Source organism: Mycobacterium sp. URHB0044 (assembly GCF_000620625.1).
In the GTDB taxonomy this organism is placed as follows: domain Bacteria; phylum Actinomycetota; class Actinomycetes; order Mycobacteriales; family Mycobacteriaceae; genus Mycobacterium.
Genome location: NZ_JIAW01000001.1, coordinates 192,276 through 212,688 on the forward strand (window position 1 = coordinate 192,276; position 20,413 = coordinate 212,688).

The following is a 20,413-nucleotide window of genomic DNA, read 5'->3' on the forward strand; positions in this document are numbered from 1 at the left end:
CATGTTCACCTGTGGCATGCGCGGCGTCCGTCCCAGGGTGCGCCCCTGTGCCCGGGGACCGCAGTCGAAACCGAAGGTATGTTGAGCCACTAGTGACGCCGGACCGTAGCGACGGTAGCCGGGAGTCCAGGAGAGGACCAAGTCTTGCGGATCGGGAAGATCACGATCGGTGCACTCGAAGAGTGGGCGCTGACCCCCGGCGCGGTGACGTCGTGGCACCCGACGGCAGCCTCGCAGGCAAACGTCAGCCAAGCGCCGGTGAGCCCGGTACCTGTCAGTTACATGCAGGGCCAGCACCTGCGCAACTACAGCGAGCGGACGGACGCCGGCCTCAACTTTTCGCGTCAGATCATCGCCAGCTGTGACGTGGCGGGCCAGTGTGACATCGCAGCCATGGACCACGCCGTCAACGCGTACCTACGTCGCCACGACACCTTCCGCAGTTGGTTCGAACGCACCGACGACGGCGAGTTCGTCAGGCATGCCATCAGCGATCCGGCGCTCATCGAATTCGCACCGGTCGATCACGGCCACATGACCGCCGACCAAATACGTGCTCATGTCGTGAACATCCCGAATCCGCTGGAGTGGGGCTGTTTCACCTTCGGGATCATCCAGCACGAAAGTCACTTCTCCTTCTTCGCCGCAATTGATCACGTCCACGGGGACGCGACATTGATCGGTACAACGATGATGGAAGCCAACGGAATGTATTCGGCGATGAGCGCGGGCGGTCAAACACTCGCATTGCCCGACGCCGGCAGTTTCGATGACTTCTGCATTCGTGAGCGCGAATACACGCGTGAATTGACTGCTGATTCGCCACGCGTGCGGGCCTGGATCGACTTCGCCGAGGAAAACGGTGATGGCTTTCCCGAGTTCCCGCTTCCGCTGGGTGACCCCTCGGCGTCGACCAGCAGTGACATGACCACCGAGATCCTGCTGAACCCCGCACAAACGGAACGGTTCGAGGCCGCTTGCACGGCGGCGGGAGCGCGCTTCGTCGGCGGTTTGTTCGCGTGCCTCGGCCTGGTGGAGCACGAGTTCACCGGTGCCCTCACGTATTACGGGCTGACGCCGAGGGATTCGCGGACGGCCAGCGACAACTTCATGACGCAGGGTTGGTTCACCGGCCTCATTCCGCTCGTCGTCCCAATAGCGGCCACCTCCTTCAACGACGCGGCATACGCGGCCCAGGCCTCCTTCGATTCGGGTCTGGACATGGCGAGAGTGCCGTATTACCGGGTGCTGGAGTTGGCTCCGTGGTTGAACTGGCCGCGGCCGAACTTTCCGGTGGTGAACTTCTTGCACGGTGGCGCCGCTCCGCTCAACGCCGTCCTCGCGGCGGCCGACATGGGGCTTGCGGAAAACATCGGCATCTATCCCGACGACCGGTTCTCGTATCAGTTGACGATGTACATCTTCCGGTACGGCGAGGGCACGGTGATGGCGATCATGCATCCCGACAATCCGGTGGCCAAGAAATCGGCGACCCGCTACATGGAGGCGATGCAGTCGGTGGCCGTACGGGTCGCCGACAGCGGACACTGGGGGCGCGTCGCGTAGCGGCGAGCATTTCGATGGCTGTGATTCATCGCGGGGACGCGACTTCGGGGCGAGGGTGAGGGCGACATGCGACGGCTAGCCGATCTCGTGGTGCGGTGGCCCCTGGCGGTGATTGGGGTCTGGCTCGCGCTGGCGATCGCCCTACCGCTGGCGCTGCCGTCGCTGGGTGAGATGTCCGAGAAGCATCCGCTCGCCATCCTGCCGAGCGATGCGCCGTCGAGCGTCACCGCCATGAAGATGACCGAGGCGTTTCAGGAACCGGGTTCGGACAACCTCCTCGTCATCGCGCTCATCGACGAAACCGGGCTCAAGCCCGCCGACGAGGCTGCCTACCGCAAGCTGGTGGACGCGCTGCGCGACGACGTCACCGACGTCGTGTCGGTGCAGGACTTCGTCAACACGCCACAACTGCGACAGTTCCTGACCAGCGAGGACAAGACGACCTGGGTATTGCCGGTCAGCCTCGAGGGTGAGCTGGGCACGCCGCGGGCCTATGAGGCGTTCAACCGCGTTGCCGACATCGTCGAACACAACGTCCCGACCGGCGGTGCACTCACGGTCCACGTCACCGGCCCCGCGGCCACCGTCGCGGACCTCACCGTGGCAGGACAACAGGACCGCCTGCCCATCGAGTTGGCGATCGCCATCCTGGTCCTCGCGGTGCTGTTGCTCGTCTATCGCAGCCCGCTGACGATGCTGCTGCCCCTGGTGACGATCGGGGCATCACTGGTGATCGCACAGGCGGTGGTGGCGGGCTACTCCGAGCTGACCGGCTCGGGCGTCTCGAATCAATCCATCGTGTTCCTGAGCGCGATCCTGGCCGGCGCGGGGACCGACTACGCGGTCTTCCTGATCAGCCGATATCACGACTATCTACGGTCGGGCGCGGGCTTCGACGAGGCGGTCAAGTCCGCGATGGTCTCGATCGGGAAGGTGATCACCGCATCGGCGACCACGGTGGGGATCACCTTCCTCCTGCTGAGCTTCGCCAAAATGGGCGTGTTCAAGACGGTCGGGGTGTCGTCGGCGATCGGGATCGGGGTGGCCTACCTCGCCGGCGTGACGCTGCTGCCCGCAATCCTGGTGCTCGCAGGGCCGCGCGGCTGGGTCAAGCCACGGCGCGAGCTGACGGCTCGGTTCTGGCGACGGTCCGGCATCCGCATCGTGCGCAGGCCGGTCGCGCATCTGGTGGCCAGCGTGCTGGTGTTGGGCCTACTGGCCAGCTGCGCGATCTTCGCGCACTACAACTACGACGACCGCAAGGCCGTCGCGTCGTCGGCACCGAGCTCGGTCGGGTACGCCGCGCTGGAACGCCACTTCCCCATCAGCCAGTCCATCCCCGAATACGTGCTCGTCCAGTCGCCGCGTGACCTGCGCACCCCGCAGGCGCTGGCGGACCTGGAGCAGATGGCGTCGCGCATCGCCCAGCTGCCGGACGTCGCCAGGGTCAGCGGCATCACCCGACCCCTCGGCGACGTGCCGCCGGAATTCCGGGCCACGTATCAGGCGGGCCTCGTCGGCACCCGGCTGGCCGACGGCTCGACCCAGATCGGCCAGCGCACCGGCGACCTCAACCGACTGGCGGCCGGGGCCAACACGCTGGCAGACAGCCTCGTTGACGTGCGTGGGCAGATCAACAAGATCGTGCCGAGCATCCAGAGTCTGGTCACCGAGTTCAGCTCGATGCGGACCCAATACGGTGGCGACAAGCTGGTGCGCGACGTCGATACCGCCGCCAAGCTCGTCGACAGCATCAACGCGCTCGGCAACTCCATGGGCGTGAACTTCACCGCCACCAAGAACTTCTTCGCCTGGATTGGCCCGGTTCTGCTTGCGCTGGACGGCAACGCGATCTGCGACGCCAATCCCTCTTGCAGCGACACCCGCACGCAGTTTCGGAAACTGGTCGACCCGAGCAACAGCGGAAACCTCAACCAGATCAACGACCTGGCCGGCCAGCTTCAGGGCTTCGGTGACAAGCAGACGCTCAATGCGACGGTCAACAAGCTCAATGGGACGCTCAACAACGTCGCCAAGGCGGTCAACGCCATGGGCCTGGACAAGCCCGGTGGTCCGCAGGCTGGCCTGACCCAGCTGAGGCAGAACGCCGACCGCCTCGCCAGCGGAAGCCAGCAAGTGGCCGGCGGGGTCGATCAACTCATCGATCAGATCAAGCTGGTGGCGTCCGGACTCGACGAGGCATCGGCATTTCTGCTGACGATGAAGAACAACGCCGCGGACCCCTCCCAGGCGGGGTTCAACATTCCAGCCGAGGTGCTGAATCTGCCGGACTTCAAGAAGGCCGCCAAGGCGTTCATCTCCCCGGACGGCCACTCGGTGCGGTATTTGGTGCAGACCAAGCTCAACCCGTTCAGCTCCGAGGCGATGGATCAGGTCAATCGGATCAGTGACGTCGCAAGGGGTGCCCAGCCGAACACCGCGCTGGCCGACGCGACGATATCGATGGGCGGCTTCCCCGCCGCGCTGCGCGACACCCGCGACTACTACCAGCACGACATCCGATTCATCATCACCGCGACCCTCATCGTCGTCCTGCTGACCCTAATGATCCTGCTGCGTTCGGTGATCGCGCCGCTGTATCTCGTCGGTTCCGTGGTGATCTCGTACTTCGCGGCCATCGGCATCGGCGTGCTCACCTTCCAGTTCCTACTCGGCGAACAGCTGCATTGGAGCGTGCCTCCGCTGGCCTTCGTGGTGTTGGTGGCCGTGGGCGCCGACTACAACATGCTCTTCGCGTCGCGAATGCGGGACGAGTCTCCGCACAGCATTCGTTACGGCATCATCCGTACCTTGGGGTCGACGGGCGGTGTCATCACCGCTGCGGGTCTGATCTTCGCTGCGTCGATGGGCGGTCTGCTCTTCTCCAGCATCGGCATCGTGGCCCAAGGCGGCTTCGTGATCGGTGTGGGAATTCTGCTGGATACCTTCGTGGTGCGGACCATCACGGTGCCTGCCATCGCGGCGTTGGTGGGGCGGGCGAACTGGTGGCCGTCGCAGGCGAGCATGCGGCGCACGCCGTCGCGGCCACCGGTCGAACCTGCCGGTCAGCCGAGTTAGCGATGGCCCGTCATGTATGTGAAACTAGACAAGCCGAGCGGTCAGGAGTGGCGATGAGAAGACTCCTCGCGGGACTCACGGTGCTGGTAACCCTTACTGGCACAGGGTGTTTCGGTGTCGGGAGCGCGACAGCGGATGACTCCCCGCGGCCGGGTCCAGTGGTCCCCGGCGCGCCCAACCCCGCGCCGTCGGACCCCGGGACCGCGTACGCGCTCGGTGGCGCTCACGTGCTCGGCATCCCATACGACGAGTACATCCGGCGCACCGGCGCCGACTGGTTCCCGGGGATGAATCGGGTCAAGGTCGACTATCCCGCAGGACAGGTCCAAGGCCACGTCCTGGAGCGGTTGTTCCCCGGCATCGGCCGCGTGGGTGAGGAGATCTATCCCGGCATCGGGCTCGACGGCCCCAGCATCGGCGAGTCGGTCGACGAGGGCGAGGGCAATCTGGAAACGGCGATCCGCACCGGTGGCCACGGGACTGCGATCGGATTGTCCGAGGGGGCGCTGGTGCTCAACGCCGTGAAGGCGCAGATGGCCAACGATCCGACCGCTCCGGCGCCCGATCAACTGAGCTTCGCGACGTTCGGCGACCCGATCGCCATCCATCCCTTCGGCGAGAGCTTCCTGACCCAGATGTTCCCCGTCGGCAGCGTCGTGCCCGCGATGGACTACCGCGTCCCCCCTCCGGTGGAAAGCCAGTACCACACCGACCAGTTCATCTCGGCCTACGACAGCATCGCGGACTTCCCCGACCGGCCGGACAACCTGTTCGCCCTTGCCAACTCGATCGCGGGCCTGGCCACCGGTCACACTGCGATTGCGTTCACCAACCCGACTAACGTTCCGCCGCAGAACATTAGAACGACGGTGAACTCGAAGGGTGCCACGACGACGACGTACTTGGTTCCCGAGCAGCACCTTCCGCTGGTGTTGCCCTTCAAGTACCTCGGGTACGACGAGGGCACGCTGAATCAGCTGGACGCGATACTGATGCCCAGGGTGAACGCGGGCTATTCGCGAAACGACGATCCGGCGACCGCCCCGGTGCAGGTGGACCCGGTACACGGCTTCGACCCCCTGGAGGTGACCGCTCCGGCCAACGATGCGACGTTCGGCGGCGGAGGCGACCCCATCTCGACGCTCGTCAACGGGGTCACGTCGATGTTGTCCAGCGGCGCACACCCATAACGAAATCCGAACCGACGGATTCGACGAGTCAATACGGACGTGACGTGACGCCTGCAGATCTGGGTAAGCCCCAGTCAACCATTCTCTCGATGCTGCACGGACGTGCCAGCCTGCGCCCCAACGACGTGGCGTTCACCTTCACCGACTACGGCCAGAGCCCGGCGGGAGTCAGCGAGAGCATCACGTGGGCGCAATTGTCGCGCCGCACAATGAGTCTCGCGCGTGAGCTCAGCACCAATGCCTCGGTCGGCGGGCGTGCGGTGATTCTGGCGCCACAGAGCCTCGACTACGTGCTGGCCTTCCTCGGAGCCATGCAGGCCGGGCTGATCGCGGTGCCGCTGCCGTTGCCGCACCGCGGTTCGAATCACGACCGGGTGAGTGCGGTCTTCACCGACACGTCGCCCTCGGTCGTGCTCACCACCTCCGCGGTGGCCGGCGACGTCGGCGATTACGTCGATCAAGCGCGCCTGACGAGTGTGCCCAAGATCGTCGAAGTCGATGCGTTGGACCTCGACGTCGACCTCGGATTCAGCATCGAGACAACGGATTTCCCCACCACGGCGTACCTGCAGTACAGCTCGGGATCCACCCGGCTGCCGACCGGTGTGATGCTGTCGCATCGCAACCTGCAGTCGAACTTCGAGCAATTGATGCGCGGCATCTTCGCGGACTTCGGCGTCACCACATCGGACATGACGATCGTGTCGTGGTTGCCCTTCTACCACGACATGGGTTTGGTGCTGGGCATCTGCGCCCCGATCCTTGGCGGCTTCCGCGGTGATCTGACCAGCCCGGTGGCGTTCCTGGAGAAGCCGGCACGGTGGATGCGCGCGCTCGCCCAGAACAACCGATCCTTCTCGGCGGCACCCAACTTCGCGTTCGAACTGGCCGCCCGCAAGACGACCGACGCCGACCTGGCCGGACTCGACCTCGGCGGGGTGCTTGGCATCATCAGCGGTGCCGAACGTGTCGAGCCTGCCACCTTGGACCGCTTCGTCGACCGCTTCTCCCACTTCAACTTTCGCGACCGGATGATGCGCCCGTGCTACGGCTTGGCCGAGGCCACCGTCTTCGTGGCGGCAGGCACCTGGACTGAATCATCGCCTGCGGTGCGCTTCGACCCCGACGAGCTGTCCGCGGGACGCGTTCAGCCGAGTGTGGCAGGCAGTGCCACGGCGTTGGTGAATTACAAAGTGCCGCATGCACCTAGCGTGCGCATCGTCGATCCCGACACGAACCGCGAGTGCCCACCGGACCTGGTCGGTGAGATCTGGGTCAACGGCGACAACGTCGCGTCGGGCTACTGGGGTAGGCCACCGGAGGAGCAGCAGTGCTTCGGTGCAGTGCTGGCGGACCCGTCGCCGGGGACGTCTGCCGGGCCCTGGCTGAGAACCGGTGACTTGGGCTTCATCTCCGGTGGTGAGCTGTTCATCGTCGGCCGCATCAAGGATCTGCTCATCATTCGTGGACGCAATCACTATCCCGAGGACATCGAGGTGACCGTCCAAGAGATCACGGGTGGGCGGGTCGCGGCGATAGCGGTGCCGGTGGACAGTACCGAGAATCTCGTCACGATCATCGAGCTCAAGAAGCGCGGTGATTCCGACGAGGAGGCGACGCGCTGGCTCGCCGGTATCAAGAGCGACGTCACCTCGGCGATCTCCAACGCGCACGGCTTGAGCGTCGGAGATCTCGTCCTGGTGCCGCCGGGATCGATTCCGACGACGACGAGCGGCAAGATTCGGCGCGCGGCCTGTGTCGAGCAGTACCGCCAGGACCAGTTCACGCGTTTGGACGCCTGAGGTCGTACCTAGAGTCCGACGAGCCCCACGCCGAGCAGCACGCACCCGACCGCGGCCAGCAGTGCGGCGATTTCGAGGCGGCCGCGTGATCGCAACCAGTCGTGCAGTGCCGAGAGGGTTCGACGGGTGCGGGCTGGAGCCACCAGATAGGCGAACAGCGGCAGCTCCACCAGCCCGAAGGCCACCACATGGAACAGCAGCAGTGCGCCGACCTGTGTCGACGCCGGGGCGCCGGAGGCGACGATGACGGCCAGCGCGGCGAGGTAGTCGACCGACGGCAGCGCGATGCCGAGGCCGACCGCGCTCGCCGTCCACAGCGACTGACCGTCGATCAATCGCCGCGTGCGCGTCGCGAGCGGTCCGGTGATGCGGTCCGCTCGGGTAGGCGCCTCGTCGGCGCGTTTACCCCGTAGCGCGCTGGCGGCCACGACCGCAGCCGTCACCAGTACCAAAGCGCCGGCCACGACCTGAGCCCTCGGAACGGTGAAGTGCGCTGAGTCCAGCGCCGGCCGCAGCGCAAAGAGCACGACCATGCCCACTGTGAGCCCCATCGCGAAACCGCCTGCGAGGAAGGCGAGCAGCTGGCGCAGCGGCCGGGGCCGATTGATCATCACGACCGTCATGCCGATCCGGAACGGCTCGAGGCTGACTGCCACCGCCATCACCAGGAGCGTGATCCACATGATGGGCTCACGTTACCGGCCCGCCCGGGCTTGAATTCACGACGATTCCGAACGTGGCAACCGCACACCGTTACGTGTGAAGATGGACTGCGTCATGACGAGCACAAATCTCACGCCCGCATCGCTGCGCGAGGCGTTTGGCCACTTTCCCTCGGGCGTCATCGCAATCGCGGCAGAGGTCGACGGCACGCGCGTCGGGCTCGCGGCGAGCACGTTCGTCCCCGTCTCGCTGGATCCGCCGTTGGTCTCGTTCTGCGTGCAGAACACCTCGACCACGTGGCCGAAGCTCAAGGACCTGCCCGCACTGGGTATCAGCGTGCTCGGTGAGTCGCACGATGCGGCCGTGAAGACCCTCGCCGCGAAGACCGGCGACAGGTTCGCCGGGCTCGAGACGGTCTCGCGGGAAAGCGGCGCGGTCTTCATCGACGGCACCAGCGTCTGGCTGGAGAGCGCCATCGAACAGCTGGTGCCGGCGGGCGATCACACGATCGTCGTCCTACGGGTCAGCGAGATCACCGTGCACGACGACGTCGCGCCCATCGTCTTCCACCGCAGCGCGTTCCGCCGTCTGGGCGATTAGCCGCGCGGCATCAGGGGCGTTGGCCCAGTTCCTCGCGATAGCCGTCGATGCGTCGCTCGATCTCGGCCGCGTCGTCCGGCCTGCCCTCCTTGTGGGCGAGTTCGGCGCGTGCGGAGAGTTCCCGGATAGCGGTGCGAATGTCGTTGACGCTCTTGGTTTCTCCAGGTTTCATGGGCCGCCCTTCGTCGTTGATCGGCTGCTTCCCCGAGGATACGCCGACCAGAGCGCCCAGCGCCGCTACCGTCGAAAGAGCTTGTTTCCGAGCCAGACGATCGGGTCGTACTTGCGGTCGGCGACGCGCTCCTTCATCGGGATCAACGCATTGTCGGTGATCTTGATGTTCTCAGGGCAGACCTCGGTGCAGCACTTGGTGATGTTGCACAGGCCGAGGCCGAATTCCTCCTGCGCCATGTCCTTGCGGTCCAGCGTGTCCAGCGGATGCATGTCCAACTCGGCGACGCGCATGAGGTAGCGCGGACCGGCGAACGCCTCCTTGTTCTCCTCGTGGTCGCGCACCACGTGGCAGGTGTTCTGGCACAGGAAGCACTCGATGCACTTGCGGAACTCCTGCGACCGCTCCACGTCGACCTGCTGCATCCGGTAATCACCCGGCTGCAGATCCTTGGGCGGTGCGAACGAGGGGATCTCGCGGGCCTTGGTGTAGTTGAAGCTGACGTCGGTGACCAGGTCGCGCATGACGGGGAACGCGCGCAGCGGCGTCACCGTGACGGTCTCGTTCTCGGCGAACGTCGACATCCGCGTCATGCAGAGCAGCCGCGGGCGGCCGTTGATCTCCGCCGAGCAGGAGCCGCACTTGCCTGCCTTGCAGTTCCATCGCACGGCCAGGTCGCCGGCCTGGGTGGCCTGGATCCGGTGGATGATGTCGAGGACGACCTCGCCCTCGTTCACCTCGACGGTGTAGTCCTGCAGTCCGCCGCCGGTGTCGTCACCGCGCCAGACCCGCATGCTCGCTTGATAGCTAGCCATCTCAGCTGCTCCGTTCCGGGTGATCGGCCAGTTCGGCGTCGGTGTAGTACTTCTCGAGTTCGGACAGCTCGAAACAGCCGAGAAGGTCCTCGCGCATCGGCGTCTGCTGCTCGGGCGTGACCGTCACCTCGGGTACGACCTCGTCGCCGCCGGGAGCACGGCACACCAACAGCGTGTTGCGCCAGTTGGCGTCCATCTCGGGGTAGTCGTCGCGGGTGTGGCCGCCCCGACTCTCCGTGCGCTGCAGAGCAGCCTTCGCCACGCACTCGCTGACCAGCAGCATGTTGCGCATGTCGACGGCCAGGTGCCAGCCGGGGTTGAACAGCCGAGTGCCCTCGACGGTGACGTTGTGGATGCGCTCCTTCAGCTCGTTGAGCTTGTCGAGCGCCGCCTGGATCTCGTCTTCCTTGCGGATGATGCCGACCAGGTCGTTCATGGTCTGCTGGAGTTCGGCGTGCAGCGTGTACGGGTTCTCCGGGTGGGGATGTTCGTCGTACGGGGACAGCGCCATCTTGGTCGCCGCCTCGACGGCCGACTCCAGGACCTTGGGCCGATCGGCCAGGCCGACCACGTAGTCGGAGGCGCCCATCCCGGCGCGCCTGCCGAACACCAAGAGGTCCGACAGTGAGTTGCCACCCAGCCGGTTGGAGCCGTGCATGCCGCCCGAGCACTCGCCCGCCGCGAACAGTCCCGGTGTGGTCGCGGCACCGGTGTCGGGATCGACCTCGATGCCACCCATGACGTAGTGGCAGGTGGGACCGACCTCCATCTCGTCCTTGGTGATGTCGACCTCGGCCAGCTCCATGAACTGGTGGTACATCGACGGCAGCCGGCGCTTGATCTCCTCGACCGGGATGCGGGAGGCGATGTCGAGGTAGACGCCGCCGTGCGGCGAGCCGCGGCCGGCCTTGACCTCGGAGTTGATGGCGCGGGCCACCTCGTCGCGGGGGAGCAGGTCAGGCGTGCGGCGTGCGGAGTCGTTGTCCTTCAGCCACTGGTCGGCTTCCTCCTCGGTCTCGGCGTACTGGCCCTTGAAGACCGAGGGGATGTAGTCGAACATGAACCGCTTGCCCTCGGAGTTCTTCAGCACCCCACCGTCGCCGCGGACGCCCTCGGTGACGAGGATGCCCTTCACGGACAGCGGCCAGACCATGCCGGTCGGGTGGAACTGGATGAACTCCATGTTGATCAGCGAGGCGCCTGCGCGCAGGGCCAGGGCGTGCCCGTCGCCGGTGTACTCCCACGAGTTCGACGACACCTTGAACGACTTGCCGATGCCGCCGGTCGCCAACACCACGGCGGGCGCGTCGAACAGGATGAAGTTGCCGGTTTCGCGCCAGTAGCCGAAGGCACCGGCGATCCTGTCGCCGTCCTTGATCAGCTCGGTGATGCTGCACTCGTGGAAGACCCGGATCCGGGCCTCGTAGTCGCCGAGTTCGGCCTTGTCCTCCTGCTGCAGCGAGACGATCTTCTGCTGCATGGTCCGGATGATCTCCAGGCCGGTGCGGTCGCCGACGTGCGCGAGCCGCGGGTAGGTGTGCCCGCCGAAGTTGCGCTGACTGATCCGGCCGTCCTTGGTGCGGTCGAAGAGCGCGCCGTAGGTCTCCAGCTCCCACACCCGATCAGGAGCCTCCTGCGCGTGCAGTTCGGCCATCCGCCAGTTGTTGAGGAACTTTCCGCCCCGCATGGTGTCGGCGAAGTGGATCTGCCAGGTGTCCTTGGAGTTGGCGTTCTTCATGGCGGCGGCGCAGCCGCCCTCCGCCATCACCGTGTGCGCCTTCCCGAACAGGGACTTGGTCACCACCGCGACGCGCAGACCCCGTTCACGTGCCTCGATTACCGCTCGCAACCCTGCGCCGCCGGCACCGATCACGACCACGTCGTATTCGTGCCGTTCCAGCTCAGCCATCTAACTCACCCGTCGTTTGGAAAATAGGAATGTGAATAACCTTGTCAGCCAATGAATCTCAGGTCTGAGATGGTGCCGCTGGCCACCAGCATGATGTAGAAGTCGGTGAGCATCAGGGTGCCGAGGGTGATCCAGGCGTACAGCTTGTGCCGGGTGTTGAGCTTGCTTACCTGAGTCCAGAACCAGTACCGCACCGGATGTTTCGAGAAGTGCTTGAGCTTGCCGCCGACGACGTGGCGGCAGGAGTGGCAGGACAACGTGTACACCCAGAGCATCACCACGTTCACGACGAGAATGACGTTGCCCAAACCGAATCCGAAGCCGCTCGGCGAATGGAACGCCACGATCGCGTCGTAGGTGTTGATCACCGAGATGATTCCGGCGATGTAGAAGAAGTACCGATGCGTGTTCTGGATGATCAGCGGGAAACGCGTCTCACCGGTGTACTTCGCGTGCGGCTCGGCCACCGCGCAGGCGGTCGGCGCCTGCCACACCGAGCGGTAGTAGGCGCCGCGGTAGTAGTAGCAGGTCAACCGGAACAGCAGCAGGAACGGCAGCGACGCCGCCGCGAACGGCAGCCACCACACGTCGGGCAGGATCTGCGGCCAGAAGTGGCTGGCCTCCGGTGTGCAGCCCTTGCTGATACATGGCGAGTAGAACGGCGTCAGGTAGTGGTATGCGGCGACGTAGTAGTTGTTCTGCAGGAACGCCCGCACCGTCGCGTAGATGACGAAGGCGGCGAAGCCGAGGTCGACGATCAGCGGCGACTGCCACCATCGGTCTGTGCGCAGCGTGCGCTGCGGGATCTGGGCACGGCTCGGTGAGAAGACGCCGGTCGCTTTGCGGTCGGCGGTGGGTGCGCTCACTGTTCCCCTTTAGATGGTGGTTGTCCCGGGACGTCGGTCGCGGCGTTAGCCCGCGATGCCCCCGTCGTCGACTTCGCCCCAGAAGGTGGTGTCGTACTGCGTGTCCGGGATCGCGATCTTCTCACCCACGTGGTGGTGGTGTGCAGTCCCCCTGGTGACTTCGAGTTCCTCGGCGTCGATGTCGAGCCGATCGATGTCGTTGAGAATGCGCTCGGCATCATTGACGATGCGACGCATCGCAGCGGTGTCGCCGTAGCGTGAAGCGAGAGAGGTCACGCAGCGCCGTAAGCCACCGATCAATTCGTGTAGCTGGGCGAGTTCGGTAGTGGTGGACAAGAAGATCGACCTCCTTGGGCTGAAGGGTGTCAGGAATCACAGTACGACAATCGATGCTAGCCACATCACCAGTTCAGCGTGACACAGGTCACGTTCAAGAGTGGAGGTTGAGGAGTTGTCCAAGCAGGTTCTAGAGGAACGGGCCGAGGCGTTACTGGCCCTGCACGTGCCCGGCGACCCGGTGATCCTGCCGACGGTGTGGGACGCGTGGTCGGCGAAGCTCGCCGTCGACGCCGGGTTTGCCGCGCTCACCGTCGGCAGTCATCCCGTCGCCGACTCGGTCGGGAAGGAGGACGGCGAGGGGATGGCGTTCGACGACCTGACTGACCGCGTCGCCCAGATCACCGCTGCCGTCGACGTGCCGATCTCGGTCGACATCGAATCCGGCTACGGCGAACCGCCGCAGCGCCTGATCGACGGTCTGCTCGCGGCGGGCGCGGTGGGCCTCAACATCGAGGACACCGTGCACAAGGAGGACAAGCGGCTGCGCAGCCCTGAGGAGCACGCCGCTCTGGTCGGCGAGCTCCGGGCGGCCGCAGGCGCCGCGGGCGTCCACGTGGTGATCAACGCCCGCACCGATCTGTTCCTGCGTCAGGACGGCGACGAGGCCGACCGCGTCGAGCGTGCGGTGGCCCGGTTGAAGCTGGCCGCCGAGGCCGGCGCGGACAGCCTCTATCCGGTGGGATTCCATACCCCGGAGACGTTGCAGCGCCTGACCGCCGAGCTGCCGTTGCCGGTCAATGCGATCGCGTTTCCCGAAAAGGACGACCCGGCATCGTTCGGCCCGCTCGGCGTCGGCCGCATCAGCTTCGGCCCGTTCTTCCAACGGGCGCTGTCGGCCAGGGCGAACGAACTCCTGGCGCGCTGGAGCTAACGGCGCGTTTCCCAGTCGTTCGAATCGTCGGTCTACCATCCGCCGGTGATCGACGAGGACCGGCAGCCGGACTGGCACGACCATCCTGGCGTGGTCTGGGCTGCGGGCGTGGCCGCGGTCGCCCTGCTGGGACTGCTGGTGTTCGCGGTGATTCGGGTGTCGGGTGGCTCGTCGCTGTTGCCTGGCGACGCGCCACCGGCCCCGACCTATGCCAGTACGTCTGCGACCAAATCCACCTCGACGAGCACCAGTTACACGGTCCCGAGCGTCCAGACCAGCGAGGACACCGGGCCGCCGGCGACCGTCCCGTCGACCGATGACGACCCTGGATCCGATGACCCCGAATCCGCGACCACCTCGACGACGACGTCCAACCCCTACGGCACGACGACCCCGACGAATGCGGGCCACGTCTGAGGCTGCTCACACGCACTCCCGAGCGGACGTGAGCACACCGTGATGGGCGCTTCACACGACGCGACATGACGGCAATATCGGCTCCCTACCGTTCTGACCATGCATTCTGCGAAGACCGTCGTCCTGGTCGGACACGGCATGGTCGGACACCGGTTCGTCGAGGCCCTGCGGTCACGCGACGAGGCCGGCGGCTGGCGGGTGGTGGTCCTTGCCGAAGAGGCCGACGCCGCCTACGACCGCGTCGGCCTCACCAGCTACACCGACCACTGGGACCGCAACCTGCTCGCCCTGCCCGGCAACGACTACGCGGGCGACGAGCACGTCGAACTGTTCCTGCGCGACCGCGCCACCCGCATCGACCGGTCCGCGAAGCACGTGACGACGGCGCTCGGGCGACGCATCTCGTACGACGCGCTGGTGCTGGCTACCGGCTCGTATGCCTTCGTGCCGCCGATTCCCGGACACGACCTGCCGAACTGCCACGTCTACCGCACGATGGACGATCTCGACGAAATCCGCGCCTACGCGACGCGTGCCCTGGCGGCGGGAACGACCGCCGGCGTGGTGATCGGCGGCGGCCTGCTCGGCCTGGAGGCCGCGAATGCGTTGCGTCAGTTCGGCTTACAGGCGCACATCGTGGAGCGCGCACCGCGCCTGATGAATCAGCAGCTGGACGAGCCCGGTGGGGCGCTGCTGTCCCGGATCGTCGGTGAACTCGGTATCTCGGTGCATCTCGACGTCGGTACCGACTCGATCGAACGGCTCGGGGACGACGCGGTGCGCGTCCTGCTCGGTGACGGCACCCTGATCGACGCAGGCGTGGTGGTGTTCGCGGCCGGCGTGCGACCGCGCGACGAGCTGGCCCGTTCGGCCGGACTCCCGCTGGCCGACCGTGGTGGCGTGCTGACCGACTTGTCCTGCGCCACCGTGGATCCCAACGTGTTCGCGATCGGTGAGGTGGCCGCGATCGACGGTCGCTGCTACGGGCTGGTGGGCCCCGGCTACACCAGCGCGGAGGTCGTCGCCGACCGGTTGCTCGGCGGCGTCGCGGAGTTCCCCGAGGCCGACCTGTCGACCAAGCTCAAGCTCCTCGGCGTCGACGTCGCAAGCTTCGGCGACGCGATGGGCACCACGCCCGACTCCCTCGAGGTCGTGATCAACGACGCGGTCAAGCAGACCTACGCCAAGCTGGTGCTCTCGGATGACGCCTCGACACTGCTCGGCGGCATCCTGGTGGGCGACGCCTCGGCGTACGGCGTGCTGCGGCCGATGGTCGGCGAACGGCTGCCCGGCGACCCGCTCGCCATCATCGCGCCCAGCGGAAGCGGTTCCGGCGGTGCACAACTCGGCGTCGGCGCGTTGCCGGCCGCCGCACAGATTTGTTCTTGCAACAACGTGACCAAGGGCGATCTCACCGACGCGATCGCCGGAGGATGCGCGGACGTGCCCGCCTTGAAGAGTTGCACCAAGGCGGGCACGTCGTGCGGGTCGTGCGTGCCGCTGCTGAAGCAGCTCCTCGAGGCCGAGGGTGTCGAGCAGTCGAAGTCGCTGTGCGAGCACTTCAGCCAGTCGCGGGCCGAACTGTTCGAGATCATCTCGGCCACGTCGATCCGCACGTTCTCGGGTCTGGTCGAGAAGTTCGGCACCGGGCGTGGTTGCGACATCTGCAAACCCGTCGTCGCGTCGATCCTGGCCTCGACGAGCAGCGAGCACATCCTCGATGGCGAGCAGGCTTCCCTGCAGGATTCCAACGACCACTTCCTGGCCAACATCCAGAAGAACGGCAGCTACTCGGTGGTGCCGCGGGTGCCCGGCGGCGACATCACTCCCGAGCAGCTGATCCTGATCGGTGAGATCGCCCGGGACTTCGGGCTGTACACGAAGATCACCGGCGGCCAGCGGATCGACATGTTCGGCGCGAGGGTCGACCAGCTTCCGGAGATCTGGCAGCGCCTGGTCGACGGCGGCATGGAGTCCGGCCACGCCTACGGCAAGGCGCTGCGGACCGTGAAGAGCTGCGTGGGTAGCGACTGGTGCCGCTACGGCCAACAGGATTCGGTGCAGATGGCCATCGACCTCGAACTGCGCTATCGCGGGCTGCGCGCCCCGCACAAGATCAAGATGGGGGTGTCGGGCTGCGCCCGCGAATGCGCGGAGGCCCGCGGCAAGGACGTCGGCGTCATCGCCACCGAAACCGGCTGGAACCTCTACGTCGGTGGTAACGGCGGCATGACGCCCCGCCACGCGGAACTGCTGGCCAGCGATCTCGACGATGCGACGCTGGTCAGCTACATCGACCGGTTCCTGATGTTCTACATCCGCACCGCGGACCGGTTGCAGCGCACCGCGCCGTGGGTCGAAGCCCTCGAGGGTGGTATCACGCACCTGCGTGACGTCATCTGCAACGACTCGCTCGGGCTGGCCGCCGAGTTCGAGGAAGCGGTGGCCCGCCACGTCGAGGGTTACGCGTGCGAATGGAAGGGAGTGCTCGACGATCCCGAAAAGCTCTCGCACTTCGTGTCATTCGTGAATGCCCCCGAGACCGCTGACCCCACCGTCGCCTTCACCGAGCGCTCCGGGCGCAAGGTACCGATCGGCATGCCCAAGTTCCGTCCGCTTCAGGAGACCACGTGACCCTTCTCAATGACCATCTCGACACCGTCGACCTGCAGGGCGACACGGAGTGGACGACGGCTTGTGCCTACGACCGGCTGAAGCCGTGCCGCGGTGTCGGCGTGCTGCTGGCCAACGGCACGCAGGTGGCGCTCTTCCGCCTCGACGACGGCTCGCTGCACGCCGTCGACAACATCGACCCCTTCTCGGGTGCCGCCGTGATGTCGCGCGGCATCGTCGGTGACCGGTCCGGTCGGGTCTGCGTGCAGACGCCGATCAAGAAGCAGGCCTTCGCCTTCGACGACGGCCAGTGCCTCGACGACCCCGCGGTGAGGCTGCCCGTCTACCGGACCCGGCTGACCGCCGACGGCGACGTGCAGGTGGCCGTATAGTCCCACGCCGCGTCGCCGGGCGGCCGTCACGCCGGGAACTCGCGCGTTGCTCCACACCGGCAACTCGAGCGCCGCTTCACGCCGGGAACTCAGGTGTCGCTGGGGTAGGTGGGCAGGTTTTTGCCCAGCTATCCGCGACTTTTGGCCATCGCGGCGTGCCACGTCGCAGCCGACACGAGGCCCGTTTCGAAATGTCGCTGATAGCTGGGCAATTCCGTTGTCCATCATCCCCGGTGCCGGAGGGGGCTAGGCGGTGCGAACTGTCGATCGCGCCCTACAGCGCGCGCATGAGCCGTTCCTCCCGCGGCCCGCAGTCGGCGCCGACGAGTTCGTCGCGGGTCGCGGTGTTCCAGAGTTCGACGGTCTGCACCAGCCAGTAGGCACCGAACTCGACGATCAACGCCACTTCGACGACGAGCACCGTGTGGTTGAACCCGCTGAGCACCAGGTGCGACACCACCGCCGCGACCAGGGTCAGCACCATCGCCAGCGAAATCGCTTGGTAGAACCGGTGATACGCCTTCCGATGCGGACACTTGTCGTCGTCCTGCCTGCCCGCCAGGAACGCGTTGATCAGCACGGTGCCGATGAAGGCGACGAACATCGTCACCGCGGCCACGCCGTGCGCGTTGGCGACGAACCAGTCGGGAACCACGATCAGCGTGACGAGGCCGACCGCCAGCACGGCCCGCTGCACCCACACCGCGACCTCGGCGAGCGGACTGCGATCCCGGCCCGTCCCGGTGCGGCGGTACATCCACCACGACGCGACGCGCGCGACCACGAGTGCGACGACCAACGCCCACACGTTGCCGAGCACCGCGCCACGGGACACGGCTCCGGCGTCCACGGGGGCGTCGCCGCACAGCAGCACCGGCCGGGAGGTCGGCACGAACGCGACGACGAACGCCAGGATCCCCGCCAGGTTGAGCAGGACGTCCTCGGTGTCCTTGCTGCCCTTGTAGACGATGAGCAACGTGCCAATCGCGCACACTGCGCCGACGAACACGCCGCGCGCAGCGGTGAAGTAGTACGCGCTGATCGAGGTCTGCCAGCACGTCGCGTTGGCACGTTCGATGGACAGCGCCACGCCGAGCATGACCAGCATGACCGGGATGCCGCCGCGCAGGTACCGGTAGGTGTCGAGCGCCTTCGCCACGACAGCGAGTATGTCAGGCGGCCAGCGGAAGCCTGGCCCGGCGAAACCGGTTTGTGATCAGCCGGACGATGCCGGGATGAATACCGAGGGGTTCGGTCACCACGTCGGCGCCCGACGCCCGCAGACGGTCCTGAAACAGGCCGTCCGCCAACAGGTACGACGCGACGACGACGCGGCCTGCGCCGCGTGCCCGGAGTTCGGCGACGGCGTCGGCGACGCGGGGTTCGCCGGTGGCGGCGAAGGCCAGTTCGACGCGCTTGCCGATCGCCGCGGACAGCAGTGCCGCGGTCACGCGCAGGTCGCGCTGCGCGCCCAGATCGGACGTACCGGCGGCGGCCATCACGACGGAATCCGAAGGCCGCCAGCCGGACTCGATCATGCGGTCCGTCATCACCCGAACGACCTGTGCCGACGGCCCCAGCGGGTCCGTCACGACGACGTCGGGATGTCCGCTTGCCGCGACGTGTGCCGGGATGTCGGCGCGCACGTGGTACCCACCAGCGAGGAAGGCAGGCACCACGACTGCCGGGCCGTCCAGCGAGCGCAGCACGTCGCTCGGCGACGGGCCGAGCACGTCGACGAACGCGGTGCGCACCCGGACGCCGAGACTGCCGCTGACGCGGTCGGCGAGATCGCCGATCATCGTCACGCCATGCGTCTTGCGCGTGCCGTGCGCGACGAGGATGGGGTTCACGCGCCCACCGGGAACTCGTCGACGGCAAGCCGGTAGCCGCGCTTCACCACGGTCGAGACGATCTGCTTGTCGCCCAACGCCGTTCGCAAGCGCAGCACGGCGGTCTCGACGGCATGCGTGTCGGTGCCGCAGCCCGGGAGTGCGCTGAGGAGGTCGTGGCGGGACACCACGATGCCCGGCCGGTGGGCCAGCGCGCGGATGGTCGCCATGGCCGCCGGCGAGAGTTCCTTGACCACGCCGTCGACCAGCACGCAGGTGCCGCGGATCTCCAGCACGTGACCGGCCACCTTCACGGTCCGCGACTGCAGCAGCGGCAGTTCGTCGGTGATGTGGCGGGCCAGCGCGCCGAGCCGCATCCGCTCCGGAGCCGACGTCGGCACGCCGAGGCGCACGAGGGGCCGCGCCGTCACCGGTCCGACACACATGGCATGCACGTCGGTCCGCAGCGCGGACAGCACCTCGTCCTCGATGCCGAGTTCGGCGGCGCGCATCAGCATGGCGGCGACGGCGGGTGCGGACGTGAAACTGACGGCGTCGAACTTGTGGTCCGCGATGCCTGCCACCAACTGGTCGAAGGCGCCGTCGCGCGGCGCGGGATGCCAGCGGTAGACCCGGATGGGGACCACCTCGGCGCCCGCCGCCCGCAACTCGTCGAGGAACTCGGGGAAGGGGTCCCATTCGTCGGTGGCGCCGTGCAGTTGCACCGCGATCCGCAACCCCTGAATGCCACCTTCGACCAGGTAGTGCACCACCTCGCGGGAAGACTCCGAGTCTGGCGACCACTCCTCGGGCAGCCCGGCCGCGCGCAGCGCACCGGTGGCCTTGGGCCCACGGGAGACGACGCGCGCCTTGCCCAGCGCGTTGGTCAGCTCGCCGGCCAGCCCCCAGCCGTCGGCGGCAGCCATCCAGCCGCGCAGACCGATGCCGGTGGTGGCGATCACCACGTCCGGCGGGTCGGCGATCAGTGCCTTGGTGTGCTCGTGCAGCTCGTCGTCGTCGGGCAGCGGCACCATGGCTATCGCCGCGGCGCAGGTCACGGACGCGCCACGCCGTTGCAGCAGGGCGCTCAGTTCTTCGGAGCGTCGTGCGGAGGTCACCGCCACACGGAAGCCGGTGAGCGGTGCCCAGTCGGGCTGAGCCATGCCTCCAGTGAAGGCACCCGATGTTTCCGAGCGGTTACCCGGCCATTGCCGAAGCGTGTCGCGGCTGGGAGGGCATGACTCATTGGTGAAATTCGGCTCACGCACACCGCGACCGACGTGTGAGC

At 66.6% G+C, this 20,413-nt stretch carries 18 protein-coding genes; 9 read left to right on the forward strand and 9 right to left on the reverse strand.

The genetic code is table 11. From position 1 onward, the window contains the following. Positions 1–144 precede the first annotated feature (144 nt). From N536_RS0100855 to N536_RS0100870, 4 genes are all read left to right on the forward strand, one after another. A complete protein-coding gene (locus N536_RS0100855; RefSeq protein WP_029111877.1) occupies positions 145–1,566 on the forward strand; it encodes a condensation domain-containing protein in 1,422 nt (473 codons plus the stop codon). Between the two features lie 66 nt (positions 1,567–1,632). Beyond that, entirely contained in the window at positions 1,633–4,644 is a 3,012-nt protein-coding gene (locus N536_RS0100860; RefSeq protein ID WP_029111878.1) for an RND family transporter, read from the forward strand. Between the two features lie 53 nt (positions 4,645–4,697). Further along, entirely contained in the window at positions 4,698–5,834 is a 1,137-nt protein-coding gene (pe, locus tag N536_RS0100865) for an acyltransferase PE (RefSeq protein WP_051574127.1), read from the forward strand. A 59-nt stretch (positions 5,835–5,893) separates the two neighbouring features. Beyond that, positions 5,894–7,636: an AMP-binding protein gene (locus N536_RS0100870; protein WP_155948402.1), complete on the forward strand. Its 1,743-nt coding sequence runs from the start codon at positions 5,894–5,896 to the stop codon at positions 7,634–7,636. An 8-nt stretch (positions 7,637–7,644) separates the two neighbouring features. On the opposite strand, the gene N536_RS0100875 is transcribed toward N536_RS0100870, so the two are convergent. Then, positions 7,645–8,319 carry a GAP family protein gene (locus N536_RS0100875; protein WP_029111881.1) on the reverse strand — a complete coding sequence of 225 codons (675 nt, stop codon included), beginning with the start codon at positions 8,317–8,319 and terminating at the stop codon, positions 7,645–7,647. 94 nt (positions 8,320–8,413) lie between these two features. On the opposite strand from N536_RS0100875, the gene N536_RS0100880 reads away from it, so the two are divergent. Then, the gene (locus N536_RS0100880; protein ID WP_029111882.1) at positions 8,414–8,899 is read left to right on the forward strand and encodes a flavin reductase family protein; all 486 of its coding nucleotides are present in this window, start codon (positions 8,414–8,416) and stop codon (positions 8,897–8,899) included. A gap of 10 nt (positions 8,900–8,909) precedes the next feature. Here the strand turns inward: N536_RS0100880 and N536_RS42510 are convergent, their stop codons facing one another. The 5 genes from N536_RS42510 to N536_RS0100905 all read right to left on the reverse strand — a co-directional run bounded on the left by N536_RS42510 (position 8,910) and on the right by N536_RS0100905 (position 12,997). Further along, on the reverse strand, positions 8,910–9,071 hold the full coding sequence (locus N536_RS42510; protein WP_197040037.1) for a hypothetical protein: 162 nt from the start codon (positions 9,069–9,071) through the stop codon (positions 8,910–8,912). A 65-nt stretch (positions 9,072–9,136) separates the two neighbouring features. Continuing rightward, the gene (locus N536_RS0100890) at positions 9,137–9,886 is read right to left on the reverse strand and encodes a succinate dehydrogenase/fumarate reductase iron-sulfur subunit (RefSeq protein ID WP_029111883.1); all 750 of its coding nucleotides are present in this window, start codon (positions 9,884–9,886) and stop codon (positions 9,137–9,139) included. Between the two features lies 1 nt (position 9,887). Beyond that, positions 9,888–11,795, reverse strand: coding sequence for a fumarate reductase/succinate dehydrogenase flavoprotein subunit (locus N536_RS0100895; protein ID WP_029111884.1), 1,908 nt, complete (start codon positions 11,793–11,795; stop codon positions 9,888–9,890). A 44-nt stretch (positions 11,796–11,839) separates the two neighbouring features. Beyond that, positions 11,840–12,661 carry a hypothetical protein gene (locus N536_RS0100900; RefSeq protein WP_029111885.1) on the reverse strand — a complete coding sequence of 274 codons (822 nt, stop codon included), beginning with the start codon at positions 12,659–12,661 and terminating at the stop codon, positions 11,840–11,842. A 45-nt stretch (positions 12,662–12,706) separates the two neighbouring features. Continuing rightward, on the reverse strand, positions 12,707–12,997 hold the full coding sequence (locus N536_RS0100905; protein WP_029111886.1) for a hypothetical protein: 291 nt from the start codon (positions 12,995–12,997) through the stop codon (positions 12,707–12,709). Positions 12,998–13,112: 115 nt separating this feature from the next. Here N536_RS0100905 and N536_RS0100910 point away from each other — a divergent pair, with 115 nt between their 5' ends. The 4 genes from N536_RS0100910 to nirD all read left to right on the forward strand — a co-directional run bounded on the left by N536_RS0100910 (position 13,113) and on the right by nirD (position 17,293). After that, positions 13,113–13,871 (forward strand): isocitrate lyase/phosphoenolpyruvate mutase family protein, encoded by a 759-nt coding sequence (locus N536_RS0100910; RefSeq protein ID WP_029111887.1) that lies wholly within the window; start codon positions 13,113–13,115, stop codon positions 13,869–13,871. 45 nt (positions 13,872–13,916) lie between these two features. Then, complete coding sequence (locus tag N536_RS37005) at positions 13,917–14,288, forward strand: hypothetical protein (protein WP_051574129.1); 372 nt, start codon at positions 13,917–13,919, stop codon at positions 14,286–14,288. 99 nt (positions 14,289–14,387) lie between these two features. Continuing rightward, the gene (gene nirB, locus N536_RS0100920) at positions 14,388–16,922 is read left to right on the forward strand and encodes a nitrite reductase large subunit NirB (protein ID WP_029111888.1); all 2,535 of its coding nucleotides are present in this window, start codon (positions 14,388–14,390) and stop codon (positions 16,920–16,922) included. After that, a complete protein-coding gene (gene nirD / locus N536_RS0100925; RefSeq protein WP_029111889.1) occupies positions 16,919–17,293 on the forward strand; it encodes a nitrite reductase small subunit NirD in 375 nt (124 codons plus the stop codon). The genes nirB and nirD overlap by 4 nt, the downstream gene beginning before the upstream one ends. A 274-nt stretch (positions 17,294–17,567) precedes the next feature. Here the strand turns inward: nirD and N536_RS37010 are convergent, their stop codons facing one another. The 3 genes from N536_RS37010 to N536_RS0100940 are packed head-to-tail and all read right to left on the reverse strand — an operon-like array spanning position 17,568 to position 20,288. Continuing rightward, positions 17,568–18,452 carry a hypothetical protein gene (locus N536_RS37010; protein ID WP_051574130.1) on the reverse strand — a complete coding sequence of 295 codons (885 nt, stop codon included), beginning with the start codon at positions 18,450–18,452 and terminating at the stop codon, positions 17,568–17,570. Positions 18,453–18,465: 13 nt separating this feature from the next. Next, positions 18,466–19,146, reverse strand: a complete 681-nt coding sequence (locus tag N536_RS0100935) for a sirohydrochlorin chelatase (RefSeq protein WP_029111890.1) — start codon at positions 19,144–19,146, stop codon at positions 18,466–18,468. Continuing rightward, positions 19,143–20,288, reverse strand: coding sequence for a uroporphyrinogen-III synthase (locus N536_RS0100940; RefSeq protein ID WP_029111891.1), 1,146 nt, complete (start codon positions 20,286–20,288; stop codon positions 19,143–19,145). Before N536_RS0100940 ends, N536_RS0100935 begins: the two co-directional genes overlap by 4 nt. Positions 20,289–20,413: the final 125 nt, after the last annotated feature.

What these genes read in the sequence shown, in the direction of transcription:
- N536_RS0100860 (WP_029111878.1), top strand. Translation starts at nt 1,633, where the DNA reads ATGCGACGGCTAGCCGATCTCGTGGTGCGGTGGCCCCTGGCGGTGATT.
- pe (WP_051574127.1), top strand. Translation starts at nt 4,698, where the DNA reads ATGAGAAGACTCCTCGCGGGACTCACGGTGCTGGTAACCCTTACTGGC.
- N536_RS0100875 (WP_029111881.1), bottom strand. Translation starts at nt 8,319, where the DNA reads ATGTGGATCACGCTCCTGGTGATGGCGGTGGCAGTCAGCCTCGAGCCG.
- N536_RS0100880 (WP_029111882.1), top strand. Translation starts at nt 8,414, where the DNA reads ATGACGAGCACAAATCTCACGCCCGCATCGCTGCGCGAGGCGTTTGGC.
- N536_RS42510 (WP_197040037.1), bottom strand. Translation starts at nt 9,071, where the DNA reads ATGAAACCTGGAGAAACCAAGAGCGTCAACGACATTCGCACCGCTATC.
- N536_RS0100890 (WP_029111883.1), bottom strand. Translation starts at nt 9,886, where the DNA reads ATGGCTAGCTATCAAGCGAGCATGCGGGTCTGGCGCGGTGACGACACC.
- N536_RS0100895 (WP_029111884.1), bottom strand. Translation starts at nt 11,795, where the DNA reads ATGGCTGAGCTGGAACGGCACGAATACGACGTGGTCGTGATCGGTGCC.
- nirB (WP_029111888.1), top strand. Translation starts at nt 14,388, where the DNA reads ATGCATTCTGCGAAGACCGTCGTCCTGGTCGGACACGGCATGGTCGGA.
- N536_RS0100940 (WP_029111891.1), bottom strand. Translation starts at nt 20,288, where the DNA reads ATGGCTCAGCCCGACTGGGCACCGCTCACCGGCTTCCGTGTGGCGGTG.